The following is a 17,210-nucleotide window of genomic DNA, read 5'->3' on the forward strand; positions in this document are numbered from 1 at the left end:
GCGACAGGAGACACGCCATGGCCACGAACACCATCACAGACGAACCGCCGGAGATCGCCTTCACCCGCAGGGACGCGCTGAAACTGACCGGCCTCGGCATCGGCTCGCTCGCCACCTTCGGCGTGGGCGTCGGCGGACTCCGGGCCGCGACGAACGGAGCCTTCAGCGCCGGATCCGGCGATCCGTACGACCTCTGGCACGACTGGAGCTCGATGTCCGGCATCGAACGGGTGGTCGCCGCCGGCGTCCTCGCGTGCAACCCGCACAACACCCAGCCCTGGCGCATCACCGTCGACGCAGACACCATCGACATCCACTCCGACCCTAGCCGGCGCATGCCCCTGAACGACGCGAGCGGCCGCGAACACTTCGCCGGGCTCGGCTGCGCCGTCGAGAACATGGTGATCGCCGCCGGACCGGCCGGATTCAGCGCCGACGTGACACTCTTCCCGGACGGCATCGCTTCGGACCGAGTCGCCCGGATCGCGCTGCAGAAGGGTGGCACCGGGCAGGACCGTGACCTCGCCGCCGCGATCCCGCACCGGCATACCAACCGCGGCCCGTACACTTCCGCCCCCGTCGACCTCAGCGGCTTCACCGAGCAGAGCTCCCGCATCGAGGGAGCGAACGTGCTGTGGATCGCCGACAGGACGACGCGCGAGCAGCTGGGCCGGCTCTACGTCGAGGCCACCGAGGCGATCACCGCCGACACCGATCAGTCGACGGAGGCCTTCGGCTGGTTCCGCAGCTCACGCGACAGCATCGACAAGCACCGCGACGGGCTCACCCTCGACGCTCAGGGCCTTGGCGGCCTGACACTGTTCGCCGCGAAACTCCTGCCTGCGCAGTCCCGCAAGGACGGCGACGCCTACTGGGTCAAGGCCACCCGCGAGGTGCACACCGCGACCGCCGCTGCCTACGGCGTCATCACCGTCGACGACGTCACCGACAAAACCGCCCAGGTCAACGGCGGACGGCTGCTGGCCCGGATGCACCTGACCGCAACCATGCTGGGCTTTGGCCTGCATCACATGAACCAGATCACCGAACGCATCGACCGCGACACCGCGGCCGGCACCCCCGATGTCTTCTCCGCACGCTGGGCCGCCCTGCTCGGCCGCCCCGCCTCGACGGGCCTGCTGTCCTTCCGTATCGGTCACCCCGAGCGCACGCCGGGCCTCAGTCCGCGCCGCAGCCTCGAAGACGTCGTGACCAGCTGACCCTCTACCGGTACGGCGAGTCCCACGGCGCCGCCCGACCATCCGTTTCGTCCAAAGGAGGTTCCCTCATGCCCAACTCCAGCATCGCGGAGCAGGCCGGCGGACCGGTGCGCGCATTGCGCCCCGGTGCCGTTCTGGCTGTGACATGCCTGGCACTGGCGACCGTTGTATCGGCGATGGCTTCGCTGAGTGTGGCGTTGCCCGACGTCGCCCGTGAGACGCACGCCAACCAGACCCAGTTGTCGTGGATCATCGACGCCTACAGTCTGATCTTCGCTTCGTTCCTGCTGTTCGCCGCGACCCTCGGCGACCGCTTCGGCCGTCGCAGGGCACTGCTCGGCGGTGTCGCAGTGTTCGGCGCAGTGTCGCTCGCCGCGACCTTCACGACCGAGCCGGGCGTCCTGATCGCCCTGCGTGCGGTGCTGGGCGTGGCCGCCGCGTTCGTCATGCCCGCCACGCTGTCCACGATCACCAGCACGTTTCCCCGCGCCCAGCAGGCGCGTGCGATCAGCATCTGGGCGGGGGTCGCGGGCGCCAGCGCCGCGCTGGGACTGCTCGCCTCCGGAATACTGCTCGAGGCGTGGTCGTGGCGATCGGTGTTCTGGCTGAACGCCGTCATGGCCGCGGTGGCGTTCATCGGCACCTACCTCTTCGTGCCGGAATCCGCGCAGCCGGGCAAGCAGCGCATCGATGTGACCGGAGCGGCTCTCACCGTGGCGGGACTGGGGGTGCTGGTCTACTCGGTTATCGAGGCGCCCGAGCACGGCTGGGGCAGCACCCGCACCCTGGCAGGCATAGCCATCGGGCTCGCCGTCCTGGCCGCCTTCGTCGCCTGGGAGCTCAGGCACCCGCACCCCCTGCTCGATCCGCGGCTGTTCCGCAACAAGCTCTTCGCGGCCGGGTCGGTCTCGACCACCCTGCAGTTCTTCGCGTTCTTCGGGTTCATCTTCGTCACGATGCAGTACCTCCAGCTGGTGCGCGGTGACAGCGCCCTGATGGCCGCGGTGAGCGTGCTGCCGATGTCCGCGGCGATGATCCCCAGCGCCCGCCTCAGCCCGCTCCTGGTCGCCCGGCGAGGCATGCGTGGCCCCTGGACCGTCGGCCTCGTCCTGGTCACCACCGGCCTGGTCGTGCTGGCCCAGCTCGACGCCGGCAGTTCGTACTGGCTGGTGGTGGGCGGGCTCCTGCCGCTCGGTGCGGGTATGGGCCTGGCCACGACGCCGGCCACCGCGGCCATCACCGACGCCCTGCCGCCGCGTCTGCAGAACGTGGGATCCGCCGTGAACGACCTCTCACGCGAACTCGGCGGCGCCCTGGGCATCGCCGTCCTCGGCAGCCTCATGAGTGCCCAGTACCGTGACTCCCTCGACACCGGCGGCCTCCCCGCCCCGGTCGCGGAAGCGGCCCGCTCCTCCCTCGCCGCCGCCAACCACATCGGCCAGGCCACGGGCAACCCCGCACTGATCGACGAGGCCCGCGACGCCTTCGCCTCCGGCATGCACCTCGCACTCATCGGCGGCGCAGCAACCACCCTCCTGGCCGCCGTCGTCGTCACCCTCCTGCTGCGCCGTCCCGGCAAGCCCGGCACGGTCGTCCCGAAGACGCAGACCGACGGCACAGACCGGGAAACGGCCGCTCAAGCGACGGCATAGCACCAACCGACTGCCGCACAGATCCACCACGACGGGCGGCGCGAGGGGCCACGATCAGGCCCGCGCGCCGTACCAGGAAGGGAACCGACATGACTGCGTTGCGCACCCAGAAGGTGCACCAACCCGGCCCAGAGCGGTTGCCGGAGCCACTGGAAGCCCTCACCCGGGCCTTCGCTCTCCTCGGCACACGCGGCACCGGGCTCATCATCACGGCCCTCGCCAAGGGCCCGGCCGACCTCCACCTCATTCACGAGCGCATCCCCGGCCTCAGCGACGGCCTGCTCACCCGACGCCTCCGGGAGATGACGGCCCTCGGCCTGGTGGCCCGAACCGCCGACCCGGGCACACGCACGAGCAGCGTCTACACACTCGCCTCCCACGGCAAGGCGCTCCTCATACCCCTGACCGCCCTGACCGTGTGGGCACAGGATCACCTCCCTGCGAAGGTCTCCGGGGGAACGCCATCCCTGCAACGCGACAGGGCGTGGGCGAAGCGGAGTTCCACGGACCTGGTACACCACCGAGGTGGTGGTTCAAGTCGGCGCAGAACGGTCCGGGAAGACAGTGCCTGGTAGTAGGCGCCGGAGTGCAGCGCACTCCGGCGAGCTGACGAATCGTCGACGGTGGCACTCCCTGTTTCGACCGTCGCTTCCCCACCGAAATCCACAGAATCGGATTACAGAAATTGAGCGCGCACGGACACGTGGACCTTGGGTCATACGGTGGCCGGCTGGACCGGAACTGCCGTCGCCCGGACTGCCTGGGGTGCCGCATGGCCGGAAGGCGGGCCGAGGCGGTGGGCAAGACCGCGGCAGAGCCGACGTCCCCCGCGGCCATCGTGCCGTCGCCGCGCCAGAGCCCGCACAGCTCGGACATCTCGCCGGCAGGGCCTGCGAAAGAGAGCCAGCCGCTCCTCTAGCGGCTGCGCTGCCAACTGCCCAACGAGAAAGCGTCTTTGCCCAGAACGTAGAAGGAGAGGCCTGCAATGGCTCCTGAAAACAAACCTGACGGCGTACGTGCCCGCGAGGGTGGTGTGGCGGCCCAGGACGGCCTCGCGGCCAACCGGGCTCTTTGGGACCACCTCGCCGAAATCCACGGAACTGACCCCGGAGACCGGTCGTACGACGTGCAGGCATTCCTCGCCGGAGGGGAGACGCTTCGCGGGATTGAGCGAGAACTCGCGGGCGACGTGGCAGGCAGGGATCTCCTCCACCTGCAGTGCCACTTCGGGATGGACACCCTGAACTGGGCGCGCCTGGGCGCACGCGTCACCGGTGTGGACTTCTCCTCCAAAGCGATCGCACGGGCACGGACCTTGGCGGAACAGGCCGGTCTGGCCGCGGAGTTCGTGGAAGCGGACACCCAGTGCCTCCCCGACGCTCTGGCGGGCCAGTTCGACCTGGTCGTCGCCACCTACGGGGTCCTGTCGTGGATCGGCGACCTCGGCGCCTGGATGGGCGGTGCGGCGACGGCGCTGCGTCCGGGCGGCCGACTGGTACTCGTGGACCTTCACCCCCTGTTCCAGACGGTGCTCACGTTCGACCCCTTGGTGGCCGACTGGCCCTACGGTGGCGGCGCACCGCAGCACGACGCGATGACGGGCACGTACGCCCACGCCGAAGCTTTCTCCGAGCCGAGGAAGTCCACTCAGTATCCGTATTCGGTCGGCGACATCGTGACGGCGGCCGCTTCGGCGGGTCTGATCGTGGAGCGTCTCGGCGAGCACACCGAAACCGAGACCGACGGGCGTCACATCCTGCCGCAGGGCCCGGACGGCCTGTACCGGTTCCCGTTCAGCGACACCTACCTGCCCATCCTGTATTCGCTCACCGCAGCTCTCCCGCCCGCACCCGACGGACACCCGAGGGACCCCGGCGGTGCGGTCGGGCACGATGCGGCGGGGCAGACGCCTCGTGGTGACCGCCAGCAGTGACAGACCGGGGTGTCCGATGCATGTACTACCTGCACATCGATGTCTTCAGTTCACAGCCCTACAGCGGCAACAGCCTGGCGGTGTTTCCCGACTCCGTGGCGCTCAGCGGGCAGCAGATGACGCGCATCACCCGGGAAATGCGCCATTTCGAATCGGTGTTCCTCGCCCCCGACCCCACCCATAAGCGGACCTGCAGTGCGCGCGTCTTCGATCTCGCCGAGGAACTCGACTTCCCTGGACACCCCCCTCATCGGGGCAGCCTGTGTCCTGCACGCTCTGCACGCTCTGCACGGCGCCGGCGAGACCGAGACCTGGCACCTGAAGCTGAGAGGCCGAACAGCCGACGTCGCCACCCGAACGCCGCTCGGCGGGCCGCTACACCGCCGTTCTCGACCAGGGCCCTGCCGCATTCCTGGGCCGCCCCAACATCCCCGAGCTGGCCGCCTGGTTCTCCTTGGACGCCGCCGACCTGGACCCGGAACTGCCCCCAGAAGTGCTGTCCACAGGACTTCGGTACCTCATGGTCCCTGTGCGCGGCAACGCACTGGAACGCGCCCAGATCGCCCGAGACCTCGACGCCCCCCTGGCTGCTGTCGGCGCACAGTTCGCCTACCTGCTCGACGCCGCCGCGCTGGAGGGCCGCCATTGGAACAACGACGGCAAACTGGAGGATGTGGCCACCGGTTCCGGCGCCGGATGTGCCGCCGCCTACCTGCGCCGACACAGCCGGATCGGCGACGGAGAGACCGTCACCCTGCACCAGGGGCGCCACACTGGCCGCGCCGGCCAGATGGCGATCAGCGCATATGGCCAAGGGCAGAACATCCGCTTGGTCACGGTGGGCGGCGAGGTGGCGTTCGTTGGTGAAGGGCACCTCAGGGAGCTGCCCGCATGAGCCCCTCCACGTTGCAGTCCGGGTTGTCGGCTGCCGGCGCCAGATCTCCACCGCTTCCAGCTCGGCGGTCCACAGCCTTGACACCGCCTCGGACACGACCGGACAACCCCTGATCGCGACGTGGTTGTGGCTGACACGCCTTTGGGCCGACGGTCCCAACATGGCCTGCGAGGCGTGCGGGCTGCCCGTGGCGAGCAGGATCGACGACTGCTCGCTCTGGCAGGCGGTGTGGCTCGCCCCAAACGCCGTGCGCCGCTTTGCCGTCGACAACGCCAACGCCGCACCGCTCTCCGGGGCGGAACTGATGGCGGATGGGAAGGGCACGCCCCCGTTCGAGCTGATTGCGGAAGTGGTCCAACGCGCCCTCGACGCCCTGCTGCCCGCAGGTCCGCCAGCGGGGCGCGCCCTCCTGGCCGGACCGGGACGGCCGCCCCCGCCACGGACGCCGACGTCCTCCTCGTTGCCGGCCCATCCGCAGACGGGGGAGACCTGGACCCCGACCAACCCGGCCACCCCGGCGTACTTGGTGCCGCTGCCGTTCGGGGTATGGCTGTGGCTGGCCTTTCTCGAGCCGTACCTGCCCATCCCTGCGGCGGGTGGCATGCCCAACGGCTTCCTGCGCGACGACCCGCCCGCGCCGCGTACCCCTCACCTGTTCCGGGCCGGCCCAGGAACGTTCCAGCACGCCCTGGTCCGGCTGCCAGCCGTCCACAGCCGGTGGCTGCGCGAGATCCTCGAGAACCTCACGCAGCACATGCGCGCCCGCCTCTTCTAGCCTGTTGGCAGAAGGCGCCGACACCCAGTCTCCGACCTATCCGGTGACCGTGCTGCTGCAGGTGCAGATTGGCTGCACTCACCTCACCCGCGTCGCTCCAGGCGCCCGTCGTCATGCGGGCACCCCGGCCTCGTCCATGACCACGGCCATCTCACCCGGGGGAAGGGCCGGGTTGGCACGCGCGGGAGGCCAACTCGGGCAGGGCGAAGGCCTCGAGGAGCCGGGGGAGCGGCAGGCGCGGGTCGCGGGTCGCCGCCTGGCGCGTCCAGACGTCCGGGGCGTGGCTGAGCCGCTCAGATCAGGTCGGGGTTGGCGGCGGGGTCGCGGACTGCCAGCTGTCGGTAGATCCCGTCGGAATGGTCCGCGAAGCGGGCGGCGAGCCCCTCGCGGGGGAAGCGGGGATGGCCGGTCGCCATCCAGGTGATGCACGGCCAGGTGGGTGCGCACGAGGAGAGGTGGAGGCCGCGGCCCGGTGCAGCACGTCCTGATCCCCCATCTCATAAACGGCGGGGACGAAGAGGAACTCACAATCAACCTGGGGCTGGGACTCGTGGCCCGAAATGCCGCGGAGGCTGAGTACATCCTGCACGGGATCTACGTACACCTCGTCAAAGCGGAGAGGGCGTACCGCGAACTGGCAGTCGCTACCGGCGGCACGCTCGTCCAGCAACGCCGAAAGAAGCTGGAAGAGGCCACCCTTGCCCACTTGTGTACTGGCTCTAACAAAAGCGGTCATGTGGCTGTCGGCTTGATCGCTCGTTGATGTGGTCATGGGGAAGCGTCAGTCGCGGCCGTGGATCGTGTCGGGCGAACTGTGGTCGCTGATCGAGCCGTTGCTGCCCGAGCCACCGCCGAAGCAGGTCGAGGGGCGGCCGCGGGTGCCCGACCGCCAAGCCCTGTGCGGCATCCTGTTCGTCCTGCATACCGGCATCCAGTGGGAGTACCTCCCGCAGGAGCTCGGCTTCGGGTCGGGCATGACCTGCTGGCGCCGCCTGGCGGCCTGGAACGAGGCCGGTGTCTGGGACCAGCTGCACCGGCTGCTGCTGAACAAGCTGCGCTCGAAGAACCACCGGCACCCGAAGCCAATCCGGCAAGGTCAGTAGTCATCCACCGCTCTGGCGAGCGGCTTTGCACAGCGAGTCCCACAGGGTGTCGATGTGGTCGGGCAGCGTCGTCGTCGCGCCGATGGCGACGCGAATCGCGAAGTGACCGTTGACCGATGTGTGCGTGAGGAAGGAATGCCCTTCGGCGTTGACCGCCTCCATTGCTGCCTTGGTAGCGGCGTCGTCGGGGCGCCCTTCCTGGTCGACGAGGTACAGACATACGAGTGCCAGTGATGGCGGGGTGGCCAGGGCGAAGCCCGACTCGCTCTCGATCCGGCCGGCCAAGGAGTTGGCCATGGCGACGTGGCCGCGGATGCTTTCGCGCAGGCCTTCCAGTCCGGCCCCGTGCACCACCGACCAGATCTTCAACGCACGCATACGACGGCCCAACGGGACCTGCCAGTCGCGGTAGTCGATGACTTCGCCCGATTCGGTCGCAGCGTTACGCAGGTACTCCGGTGTGATGGACAGCGCGGTGGGCAGCGCTCGGGCATCCCTCACCCACATGAACGAGGCGTCGAAGGCGGTGTAGAACCACTTGTGTGCGTCGGTGCAGAACGAGTCGACAAGGTTCACGCCGTCCAGGAGCCAGCGGAACTCGGGACACAACGCCGCGACTCCTGCCCATGCGGCGTCGACGTGCACCCACGCCTCGTACGTACGCGCTGCCAGCGCGACCTCTCTCACGGGGTCGATGGCACCCGTGCCGGTTGTTCCCACGGTCGGACAGACCATGACCGGCCTCTTTCCGGCGGCCGTGTCCTTGGCCAGCATGTCTGCCAGGGCATCCGCCGACATGGACAGCGTGCCCTGGGTGAAGGGGACGATCCGCAATGCTCGCGCGCCGAGCCCGGCCACACGCACGGCCTTGGCCAGTGACGAGTGGGTCTCGGCAGTGACGTACACCGTCTCGGTGCCGTCCACGCCGTGTTCGCGCCAGTCCGGGTTGCTGCGCTGCAGCGCAGCCAGCAGGGCAGCCAGCGATGCCGACGAAGCCGAATCCTGCAGCGAACCGCCTCCGCCTCCGGCGAAGGTGAACTCGCGGCCAAGGCCCAGGGCATCCGCCAGGCCGTCGAGCAGGACCTGCTCGATCTCCGTACCGGCCGGCGATGTCGACCAGAGCATTCCCTGCGCCCCGATCCCGCCCGATGCGATGTCACCGAGGAGCGACAGCAGGGACGCGTTCGCTGGGAAGTAGCCGAAGAAGCCCGGGTGCTGCCAGTGGAGCGACGAGGGGACGACCACGTCGTTGAGCAAGGCGATGAGATCATCGCCCAGCGCCTGGGACGGCTGCTCGGGCAGTTCACGAGGAAGCTGCGCCTTCACGGAGCCCGGCACGACCTTCGGCCGCACGTGCAGGGAAGGGAGCGAGGTGCGGTATCGGGCGACCCAGTCGACCAACTGGTGGCCCTGGCGGCGGAATTCATCTGGCTCAAGATCAGGCATGCTCTGTCCTAAGAGGTGGTGGTGGTCATGACGAGGGCTGAGCGCCCACCTGAGCGCTGGGGATGATCAGGTGCCCGGGGCGAGCCGGCCGCTACCGGGTTCAGAGGGCCCCGATGCCGCGTACCGACTGGTGCCGCACCAGAACCTATCGTCTACAGTTGTTGATTAATAGCTCCAATGTAACCCCTTATGGGGTCGCTGGGAAGGGGGCGCCATGGGGGCCCCTCTCGCGGCGACTGGGAAGGACAGCTCTTCGCCCTCGCTCCGTGCGCCCCTGCCGCGAGTGCGTGGCGTAAGAGGTTCACCAGGTCACAGCGTTGGGTCTGCGGGTCACACGACCCCTCGGACTCATCCGCCGTGAGGCCCGCGAGTGCGACCACGGCCCTCAGTATTCAGGCGTCTACCCGTTGGTAAGGTGTCACCATGCCCAAGATCGTGGACCACGACGCGCGGCGTGAAGAGATCATCGAAGCCGTATGGCGCCTTGTCGCGCGGCGAGGATTCGCGGCGCTGAACATGCGGGATCTCGCCGCCGAAGCTGGATTCACCAACGGTGCGCTCGCACGATACTTTCCCACCAAAGCAGCGATTCTGCGGGCCTCGCTGGAGCGCGCCAATGCGGCCACCGAGCAGCGGGCCGCCCGCACCATCGCCGGCGCCGACGGCCTGAACGCGTTCCGCAAGTTCTGCGTCGAGATCATGCCCCTGGACGACGAGCGCCTCAATGAGGCCCGCGTGGTCATCGGCTTCTGGAACTACGCGGTGGCCGATCAGGAACTGATCGGCGTCTACGACCAGGCGATATCGCGCTGGCGCGATCAGATGCTCTCGTATCTGCGCACTGCGGCCGAAGCGGGAGAGATCAACCCATCCTGCGATCTCGATGCGTTCTTGGACCTTGCGATGGCCACGCTGATGGGACTCCAGATCAACGCGATCTTCGCGGCTCGCCTGACCACACCCTCCCGCCAGTTGCGGATACTCGACGGACTCATCGCGGGGCTGCAGACCGGCACCTCATGATGTGAGCACGCAGGCGCAGACGTACTCACCTGTGGACAGTCGCATCTGATCCGCCCTGTGTGTCACAACCACCGGTGCGGGTGGCGTGGACCACCGCCGTCCCGGCTTCGCGCCGTCTTCCGCCCTGCAGACATACGAAGGGGCGAGGATCGACGCGCCGGGCTTCTCGGCAGCGGCGGCGTAGGCAGATGCCGTGTACATCGGCGGCCGATGGCCGAGCGCTCCCTCACTCGGGCTTCGTACAATTTGGGTCCGAACGGTAATGTCGATCCAGTGCGTCGCAGAGACGTCGAAGGGGTGTGCCCGTGCCCGGCCATCGATCCATCACCGAAGCCGAGAAGCTGGCCGCTGCGAAGCTCGGCGGCATCCCGATCCGCCATGAGCAGATGGCTGTGGTGGCCAATATCCACCGGGCGGCCTCGGCGGTACGGCAGCATCTGGAGAACTCCGTGCTCCGTGGATCCGATCTCACCTGGACGGCGTTCGTCGTGCTCTGGGTGGTCTGGATCTGGGGCGAGTCGGAGACCCGGCACGTGGCTGAGGAAGCGGGGATCTCCAAGGGCACACTCACTGGGGTCGCGCGCACGCTGGAGGCTCGGGGGCTCATGCGGCGGGGCGGTCATCCCACCGACGGGAGGCTGGTTCTGCTCAGCCTCACGGACGAGGGTGAGGAACTGATGCGGCGGGTGTTTCCGCAGTTCAACGAGGAGGAGGCATTCGTGGCCGAGCAGCTGGACGACGACGAGTGCCGCAGCGTCGCGGACGGACTGCGGCGAGTTGTGCTCCAGGTCGAGGAGCACGGCGAGGAGCGTCGGCGCGCCCTGCTGAACGGTGCCGAGCCCGCCCTGCGTCGCAGTGGTCGCCGTCCGAAGCCGAAGGCGTGAAGGGGAGCCCGCGCAGCGGGGCAGGACTCAGAGGGAGAACGCCTCTGCCGCGATGACGGCGGGCGGCGCTCGGAGCCCCCGCGTTACCGGTGACGCGGTGGCAGCGATCCCCCTCCTCGCCGGCGGACCGCGGCAGCTGATCGCATCGGGCGATGGCGATGTCCTGCGGTCCCAGCCCTCGGGCGGCGGTGATGCGCCGCCGAGTTATGCCGGGAGCGAGGTAGCCGTGGGGGCAGGACTTGTGCGGCGTCCGACGAGGAAGACGGCGGTGAGTTCTCGTGCTGTCAATGGCGGTCCCGTGCGGCGCCTACAAGGGCGTCGAACAGTCCCTGCTGGGCGGGGTCTTCATGGGCGGTGTCCTCGGGGTGCCACTGGACCGCGGCGAACCAGCCGAGAACTCCGGGCAGTTCGAGCCCTTCCACTGTGTCGTCGGCGGCCCGGGCGGTAATCGTGAGGCCGGCGCCCGTACGGTCGACCCGCTGGTGGTGGTAGCAGGACGCCTCCACCTTCTCGGCGCCGGTGGCCTGTTCCAGCAGCGAGCCGCGCCGGATCGCCATCGGGTGCACGACATGTCGGTGCTCACGGTCCGGACCGCCCATGTCCTGGTGGAGGGTGCCGCCGAGGGCGGTGTTGACGACCTGGAGGCCGCGGCAGATCGCGAGCAGGGGCAGGCCCAGGTCGAGGGACTGGCGGGCGACTTCCAGGTCGAAGGCGTCCTGGAGGTCGTCGACGTCGTACACGCTGTCGTGGGTGTCGGTCGCGCCGTAGCGGTACGGGGCGAGATCGCCGCCGCCGGGGAGGAGGACGCCGTCGAAGCGGGCGAGGCGGGCGGCCACGCCGGCGGCGGTGGGCTCGGCGGGGTGGATGGTGGCCGGTTCGCCGCCGGCCCGCCAGACCGCCTCGACCAGCGCGCGAGCGTTGACCTCGGCGGCGTAGCGCAGGGCGGAGGTGGAGGCGGCGAAGCGGGCGGGGATCGCGATCAGCGGTCGCGCGGGCGTCGTCACAGCTGGATCCAGGTGGTCTTGAGTTCGGTGTACTTCTCGATGGCGTGGGCGGACTTGTCGCGTCCGTTGCCGGACTGCTTCACGCCGCCGAAGGGCACGGTGAGGTCGCCCTCCTCGTAGCAGTTGACCCAGACCGTGCCGGCCTTCAGCGCGCGCGAGACCTGGTGGGCGGTGGACAGGTCGGAGGTCCACAGCCCGGCGGCCAGGCCGTACTCGGTGTCGTTGGCGAGCGCGACGGCCTCGTCGAGGTCGTCGAAGGTGAGCACGGACAGGACGGGGCCGAAGATCTCCTCACGGGCCAGCCGCATGCCCGGATCCACGTGGTCGAAGACGGTGGGCTGCAGGTAACTGCCGCCGGTGTCGGTGAGTGTGCGGCTGCCCCCGGCCCGCAGCCGAGCGCCCTCGCTGAGGCCGGTGCCGATGCGCTCCAGTACGCGCTGCAGGTGGCGCTCACCGACCAGCGCCCCCATCTCGGTCGCCGGGTCGAGCGGGTCACCGATCCGTAGTTCCCGGGCCCGCGCCACGATGGTGTCCGTCACGCGCTCGGCAATAGAGGAGTGGACGAGCAGCCGCGAAGGGGCCGTGCACATCTCGCCCTGGTTGAAGAAGATGCCCCAGGCGGCGGTTTCGGCGGCCTTCTCCAGGTCGGGTGCGTCCGGGAGGATGATGTTGGGTGACTTGCCGCCCAGCTCCAGCCAGACGCGCTTGAGGTTGGAGTCGGCCGCGTACCGCAGGAAGTGCCGCCCGACGGCGGTGGATCCGGTGAAGGCCAGCACGTCGACGTCCGGGTGGAGGCCGATCGCCCGTCCGGCGGTGGGCCCGTCGCCGGTGACGACGTTGAGTACGCCCGGCGGCAGCCCGGCCTCGGCCGCCAGCCGACCGAGCAGCAACGCGGACAGCGGCGAGTTCTCCGACGGCTTGAGCACCACGGTGCAGCCGGCCGCGAGCGCCGGAGCGACCTTCCAGCTCGCCAGTGTGAGAGGGAAGTTCCAGGGGACGACCGCGCCGACGACACCCGCCGGTTCGCGGGTGACCAGGGCGAGCGCGTCGGGCGCGGTGTGCGGCGACTCGTCGGTGAGCTTGTCCGCCAGCTGCCCGTACCACCGAAAGGTGTTGATCGCGGCGCGCAGCTCGATGTCGTACGCGTCCGTGATCGGCTTGCCCATCTCCAGGCTGACCGTCAGCGCCAGCCGGTGACGCTGTTCCTCCAGCAGATCAGCGATCCGCAACAGGACCCGGCCCCGGTCGGCAGGTGCGAGGCGTGGCCACGGCCCCGAGTCGAAGGCCCGGCGCGCGGCGGCCACAGCGGCGTCCACCTCGGCGGGCTGGGCGTCGGCCACGTGCGCCAGCACCTGCCCGTCGCGGGGCGAGACGGCCGGGTAGGACTGCCCGCCGCCGGGTTCGTCGGCGCCGTCGATGTGGTGCGCACCTGACACGTCCAGCGCCGTGGCCCGGCGCAGCCAGTCGTCGTGGGTGATGTCCAGCATGCGTAGCCTCCAGGTCATGGCATTACGTTTGAATCCAAACGATAAGCCGCGGGCGGTCCCCGCAGGGGAGACCGGGGTCTCGACCGGCTTGTCGTTCGGTCGTACGGTCAACGGGTTGTGGACATGCACGGGTGAACTCGCGCCCCTGCGCATGGATCACCACCTCGGCGTACCGGTGCTTGGTGTCTGCTTCGGCGGCCGGGGGCCGACCACCGCGCTCGGTCGGTCAATGCGTCATCGCGCCCGGAGATCGGCCGGCGTTCCAGGTGGGGCGCTTTCCGGAGATGCGGATCCGGAGATCACCAGGGCTATGACGCGCGACTGCCTCGACCTCGGCGGCGCGGAGCGTACGGCCGGCACGTCGGCCACCTGGCGTAGCGGCCGGCTGACGGCTTCTTCACGTATCCCGGACTCAGGGCGAGCCCTCCCCCGGCCCGGAGAGGTCGGTGTGGCCGGTCCGGGCCCGAGGGGGAGGGCAAGGACCGGGCCGGACACACCGCGGGCCAGGCTCAGACGTCGGCCATCGCCCTGCCACGAGTCAGTCGCGCGGCGATGACGCCCAGGACCAGGACCGCCGGGACGGTGAGCTCCAGCCACATCGCCGTGCCCTGCTCCCCGCCGATGAGGGTGGTGAAGTTGGCCAGGATCAGCCAGATGGCACCGGCGATGCCGAGCGCACCCAGGACGGGGGCGATCAGCGTGTTCCAGGCGCGAGTGTCCAGCCGTTCCCGGCGGAAGAACACGACCACCGAGACAGAGGTCAGGAAGTACAGGAGCATGACCGCCAGCACCGCGACCCCACTGAACCAGGAGAAGAGGCTCAGCACCGGGTCCTTGCCCAGCAGCGCGAAGGACATGACCAACGCGAGCGAGATCACGGTCTGCACGCCGCCGGCCGCCCAGGGCGAGTGGCGTCGGTTGACCGCGGTCAGCCCGCGCGGCAGCAGGCCGTCGCGGCCGAGCGAGAACAGGTAGCGGTTGGCGGAGTTGTGGAAGGCGAGGGCACCGGCGAAGAGGGAGGTGACCAGCAGGATGGGCAGCGCGTCGCCTGCCCAGCCGCCGAACTGCGCGGTGATCGGCGCGAAGACCCAGGACGTGGCGTCGCCGCTCTCCAGTGCCTTCCCGGCGGCCGCGGTGGCGTTCGAGGCGCCATGGGCGGAGACCAGCATCCACGAGGTGAAGGCGAAGAAGACGGTGACGAACATGACGGACAGGTACGTGGCCCGGGGGACGGTCCTGCGGGGCTCCCGTGCCTCCTCGCCGTAGATCGCTGTGGCCTCGAAGCCGAACATCGACGCCACAGCGAACATCAGCGCCACGCCCGGTGCCCCCTGCAGGGCCGCATGGGGCGAGAAGCTGTGGGCGAAGCCCAGCCCCTCGGGACCGCCGCCCTTGAAGAAGGTCACCAGGGCGAAGGCGAACAGGATGCTGAACTCGGCCAGGACGAAGACGGCGAGGATCTTGGCGCCCATCTCGATCCCGGCGGCACCGAGGATCTGGACGATCACCATGGTGACCAGGACCCAGACCCACCACGGTGTGCTCAGCCCTGCGTACTGCTCGACCAGGCCGCTGACGATGAAGCCGTACAAGCCGTACATGGCGGCCTGGACCGCACAGTAGGCGAAGAGCGCGACTCCTGCGCTCCCGGAGCCGATGGGGCGGCCGAGCCCCTTGCCGATGTAGGTGTAGAAGGCGCCGGCGTCCACGACATGTCGCCCCATGGCGACGAAGCCGACGGAGAACAGCAGGATGACGGCGCCGACCGCGGCATACGCGGCGGGCGCACCCGCACCGCTGCCGATGGCGACGGCGATGGGCACGGCACCGGCTATGCCGGTCAGCGGCGCCTGCGCGGAGAGAACGAAGAAGAGGATTCCCAGAACACCGAGGGAGTTGGGTTTGAGCCTGCCTGCAGCGGAGGGGCTCTGCACGGTCTGTGTTGGTTCGACCGTCTGACTGTCCACGCGGATCACCTGCCTGGAAGGGGGAGAGGTTTCGTTTCGAGCCAAACGAGTTGCTTCATAGTGGGCTGGAACTATCCAGATGGCAAGGGTTTGTGTGGTGTTTTTAGGCCACCGCATCGTCGGTATGAGGCCGCGGCCGAGGTGGCATCCGAGCCGAACGAGGCCCCGGGCGCCAAGCGTCCGGGGCCTCACAACAGGCAGGTCGGCGAGTCAGGCGCCGCTGTCGCCCGCACTCTCGCCGTCTGCGTCGGCGTCGAGCAACCGCAGCAGGGAGCGGAGCTCCTCGATGGCCGCGTCAGTGACCTCGGGTCCGCCGCCCAGAACGAGCTGGTGCAGGACGAGACCGTCGAGGGCGGCGAAGACCAGCCGCGTCATCGCCCGGTTCGCACCCTCGGGGAGCATCCGGGACAGCTCGCGCTCGGTGGCATCGAAGTACTCGTCGTACAGCCCACGGATCAGCGGCAGCAGCTCCGGCCTTCGCCGGGATTCGAGCAGCAGCTCGTACTGGAAGAGCTGGGTGTCCGGATCGGCGGTGACCATCTCGGACACTCCGGCCGAGAAGTCGGACACCTTGCCGGTCCCCGGCTCGACCGCGCTGACGCTCAGGCTGGAGCGTACGGTGTGGGCGAGCGCCTCCTCGATCAGCGCGTCACGGGTGCCGAAGTGGTGGACGACAAGACCGTGGGTGACTCCTGCCTCCTCCGCCACCGCGCGATAGGTGAGCTTGCGCAGACCACCCCGGGCCACCACCCGCACGGCCGCGTTGAGCAGGGCCTCCCGGCCCTGCCCGTAGTTCACCCGCTTGCGCGGCCTGCGGCCCTCAGGGGTCCCGGTGGCTTCGGTCATGGGTGCGACCCTACCGGCCCGTACACGCACGGCGGTCTCTCCCCTGCCCGGCCGCACGGGACGGACAGGTGAAGCACCACGCCGGGCACCGTCGTGGCAGGCCGGGTGCGGTTCCGCCTGCGGTGGGCATCAGCGCTTGGGGGGCCGGATACCGCGGAACTCCCAGTCGCCGCCGAGCGCGGTGGACAGGACCTCTTCCGATTCGGTGGGCTGGGCTCCGACGTCCGTACGGATCGAGGTGGGGCCGGTGACGATGTGGTTGGTGAGCCGCCCCAGGCCCTCGACCTCGACCTCGACGACGTCACCGGGCTGGACAGGGCGGGAGTTGGCCGGGGTACCGGAGAGCAGCACGTCGCCGGGGTGGAGAGTGATGGTGCGCGCGATGTCGGCGACGAGGTAGTGCATGTCCCACTCCATCTCATCCGTCGAACCGTCCTGTACGAGCTCGCCGTTGACGTACGTGCGCAGGTACTTGCCGTGGAAGTCCCAGTCGGTGACCAGGCCCGGGCCGAGCGGACACAGGGTGTCGGAGCCCTTCACCCGCAGCATCGAACCGGCGTCGGTGTCGCGGAAGTCGTGCAGGCCGTAGTCGTTGGCCACGGTGTAGCCCGCGATGTACTCGCCTGCCTCGGCAGGGGAGATGTTGCGCGCGGTCCGGCCGATGACGATCGCCACCTCTCCCTCGTAGTTGAGCCACTTACAGCCCTCGGGGCGGACGATGGCGCCCTTGTGGGAGTTGAGGGCGGAGGTCGGCTTGTGGAAGTACGTCGGCGTCGGGGTCAGCTGGATCTGGAACTCGTCGACCCGGCTGCGGTGGTTGAGGTGAACGGCGACGACCTTGGACGGCACGACCGGCGGCAGGTGCTGGGCGTCCTCGATCTTGACCCGGCGGCCGTCCCCGGCGACGAGTTCGTCACCGTCGCGGACGGTCTCGACAGCGGCTCCGTCGAGGAGGGCACGGCGGTATTCGGGCAT

General features: G+C 69.3%; 16 protein-coding genes and 2 pseudogenes. 11 read left to right on the plus strand and 7 right to left on the minus strand.

Annotated elements, in window-relative coordinates; genetic code table 11:
* Positions 1 to 17: 17 nt before the first annotated feature.
* The 7 genes and pseudogenes from D1369_RS43510 (at position 18) to D1369_RS41745 (ending at position 6,475) form a co-directional block, all read left to right on the plus strand.
* A complete protein-coding gene (locus tag D1369_RS43510; RefSeq protein WP_007379224.1) occupies positions 18 to 1,220 on the plus strand; it encodes a hypothetical protein in 1,203 nt (400 codons plus the stop codon).
* Positions 1,221 to 1,288: 68 nt separating this feature from the next.
* Positions 1,289 to 2,872: an MFS transporter gene (locus D1369_RS41725; RefSeq protein WP_118083085.1), complete on the plus strand. Its 1,584-nt coding sequence runs from the start codon at positions 1,289 to 1,291 to the stop codon at positions 2,870 to 2,872.
* Between the two features lie 89 nt (positions 2,873 to 2,961).
* Positions 2,962 to 3,447 carry a helix-turn-helix domain-containing protein gene (locus D1369_RS41730; RefSeq protein WP_037898534.1) on the plus strand — a complete coding sequence of 162 codons (486 nt, stop codon included), beginning with the start codon at positions 2,962 to 2,964 and terminating at the stop codon, positions 3,445 to 3,447.
* Between the two features lie 410 nt (positions 3,448 to 3,857).
* On the plus strand, positions 3,858 to 4,805 hold the full coding sequence (locus D1369_RS41735) for a class I SAM-dependent methyltransferase (protein WP_082319332.1): 948 nt from the start codon (positions 3,858 to 3,860) through the stop codon (positions 4,803 to 4,805).
* A 20-nt stretch (positions 4,806 to 4,825) separates the two neighbouring features.
* A pseudogene (locus tag D1369_RS44355) lies at positions 4,826 to 4,990 on the plus strand (PhzF family phenazine biosynthesis protein); the annotation flags it as partial.
* A 269-nt stretch (positions 4,991 to 5,259) separates the two neighbouring features.
* Positions 5,260 to 5,700, plus strand: a complete 441-nt coding sequence (locus D1369_RS43520; protein WP_202476894.1) for a PhzF family phenazine biosynthesis protein — start codon at positions 5,260 to 5,262, stop codon at positions 5,698 to 5,700.
* A 160-nt stretch (positions 5,701 to 5,860) separates the two neighbouring features.
* The gene (locus D1369_RS41745; protein WP_050789635.1) at positions 5,861 to 6,475 is read left to right on the plus strand and encodes a hypothetical protein; all 615 of its coding nucleotides are present in this window, start codon (positions 5,861 to 5,863) and stop codon (positions 6,473 to 6,475) included.
* A 293-nt stretch (positions 6,476 to 6,768) separates the two neighbouring features.
* On the opposite strand, the gene D1369_RS44670 is transcribed toward D1369_RS41745, so the two are convergent.
* A complete protein-coding gene (locus tag D1369_RS44670; protein ID WP_007379220.1) occupies positions 6,769 to 6,891 on the minus strand; it encodes a hypothetical protein in 123 nt (40 codons plus the stop codon).
* Between the two features lie 56 nt (positions 6,892 to 6,947).
* Here D1369_RS44670 and D1369_RS41755 point away from each other — a divergent pair, with 56 nt between their 5' ends.
* Both D1369_RS41755 and D1369_RS41760 read left to right on the plus strand, forming a co-directional pair.
* Complete coding sequence (locus tag D1369_RS41755; RefSeq protein WP_037898533.1) at positions 6,948 to 7,238, plus strand: hypothetical protein; 291 nt, start codon at positions 6,948 to 6,950, stop codon at positions 7,236 to 7,238.
* Positions 7,239 to 7,245: 7 nt separating this feature from the next.
* Positions 7,246 to 7,533: pseudogene (locus D1369_RS41760) on the plus strand (transposase); the annotation flags it as partial.
* A 45-nt stretch (positions 7,534 to 7,578) separates the two neighbouring features.
* Here the strand turns inward: D1369_RS41760 and D1369_RS41765 are convergent.
* Entirely contained in the window at positions 7,579 to 8,904 is a 1,326-nt protein-coding gene (locus tag D1369_RS41765; RefSeq protein WP_240436148.1) for an aminotransferase class V-fold PLP-dependent enzyme, read from the minus strand.
* Positions 8,905 to 9,447: 543 nt separating this feature from the next.
* On the opposite strand from D1369_RS41765, the gene D1369_RS41770 reads away from it, so the two are divergent.
* Positions 9,448 to 10,047: a TetR/AcrR family transcriptional regulator gene (locus tag D1369_RS41770; RefSeq protein WP_007379216.1), complete on the plus strand. Its 600-nt coding sequence runs from the start codon at positions 9,448 to 9,450 to the stop codon at positions 10,045 to 10,047.
* A 305-nt stretch (positions 10,048 to 10,352) separates the two neighbouring features.
* Positions 10,353 to 10,931, plus strand: coding sequence for a MarR family transcriptional regulator (locus tag D1369_RS41775; RefSeq protein WP_007379215.1), 579 nt, complete (start codon positions 10,353 to 10,355; stop codon positions 10,929 to 10,931).
* A gap of 284 nt (positions 10,932 to 11,215) precedes the next feature.
* Here D1369_RS41775 and D1369_RS41780 read toward each other — a convergent pair whose 3' ends face one another.
* The 5 genes from D1369_RS41780 to D1369_RS41800 all read right to left on the minus strand — a co-directional run bounded on the left by D1369_RS41780 (position 11,216) and on the right by D1369_RS41800 (position 17,210).
* The gene (locus D1369_RS41780; protein ID WP_037898532.1) at positions 11,216 to 11,935 is read right to left on the minus strand and encodes a gamma-glutamyl-gamma-aminobutyrate hydrolase family protein; all 720 of its coding nucleotides are present in this window, start codon (positions 11,933 to 11,935) and stop codon (positions 11,216 to 11,218) included.
* Entirely contained in the window at positions 11,932 to 13,422 is a 1,491-nt protein-coding gene (locus D1369_RS41785) for an aldehyde dehydrogenase (RefSeq protein WP_007379213.1), read from the minus strand. Before D1369_RS41785 ends, D1369_RS41780 begins: the two co-directional genes overlap by 4 nt.
* Before the next feature lie 509 nt (positions 13,423 to 13,931).
* Positions 13,932 to 15,389, minus strand: coding sequence for an APC family permease (locus D1369_RS41790; RefSeq protein ID WP_037902767.1), 1,458 nt, complete (start codon positions 15,387 to 15,389; stop codon positions 13,932 to 13,934).
* A gap of 210 nt (positions 15,390 to 15,599) precedes the next feature.
* Complete coding sequence (locus D1369_RS41795) at positions 15,600 to 16,235, minus strand: TetR family transcriptional regulator (protein ID WP_037898531.1); 636 nt, start codon at positions 16,233 to 16,235, stop codon at positions 15,600 to 15,602.
* A gap of 129 nt (positions 16,236 to 16,364) precedes the next feature.
* Positions 16,365 to 17,210, minus strand: coding sequence for a fumarylacetoacetate hydrolase family protein (locus tag D1369_RS41800; protein WP_007379210.1), 846 nt, complete (start codon positions 17,208 to 17,210; stop codon positions 16,365 to 16,367).

The organism is Streptomyces sp. CC0208 (assembly GCF_003443735.1).
GTDB classification, from domain to species: domain Bacteria; phylum Actinomycetota; class Actinomycetes; order Streptomycetales; family Streptomycetaceae; genus Streptomyces; species Streptomyces sviceus.

Coding starts and splice junctions, on each gene's coding strand:
- D1369_RS43510 (WP_007379224.1), top strand. CDS start 18: ATGGCCACGAACACCATCACAGACGAACCGCCGGAGATCGCCTTCACC.
- D1369_RS41725 (WP_118083085.1), top strand. CDS start 1,289: ATGCCCAACTCCAGCATCGCGGAGCAGGCCGGCGGACCGGTGCGCGCA.
- D1369_RS41730 (WP_037898534.1), top strand. CDS start 2,962: ATGACTGCGTTGCGCACCCAGAAGGTGCACCAACCCGGCCCAGAGCGG.
- D1369_RS41735 (WP_082319332.1), top strand. CDS start 3,858: ATGGCTCCTGAAAACAAACCTGACGGCGTACGTGCCCGCGAGGGTGGT.
- D1369_RS41745 (WP_050789635.1), top strand. CDS start 5,861: ATGGCCTGCGAGGCGTGCGGGCTGCCCGTGGCGAGCAGGATCGACGAC.
- D1369_RS44670 (WP_007379220.1), bottom strand. CDS start 6,891: ATGGCGACCGGCCATCCCCGCTTCCCCCGCGAGGGGCTCGCCGCCCGC.
- D1369_RS41770 (WP_007379216.1), top strand. CDS start 9,448: ATGCCCAAGATCGTGGACCACGACGCGCGGCGTGAAGAGATCATCGAA.
- D1369_RS41785 (WP_007379213.1), bottom strand. CDS start 13,422: ATGCTGGACATCACCCACGACGACTGGCTGCGCCGGGCCACGGCGCTG.
- D1369_RS41795 (WP_037898531.1), bottom strand. CDS start 16,235: ATGACCGAAGCCACCGGGACCCCTGAGGGCCGCAGGCCGCGCAAGCGG.
- D1369_RS41800 (WP_007379210.1), bottom strand. CDS start 17,210: ATGCCCGAATACCGCCGTGCCCTCCTCGACGGAGCCGCTGTCGAGACC.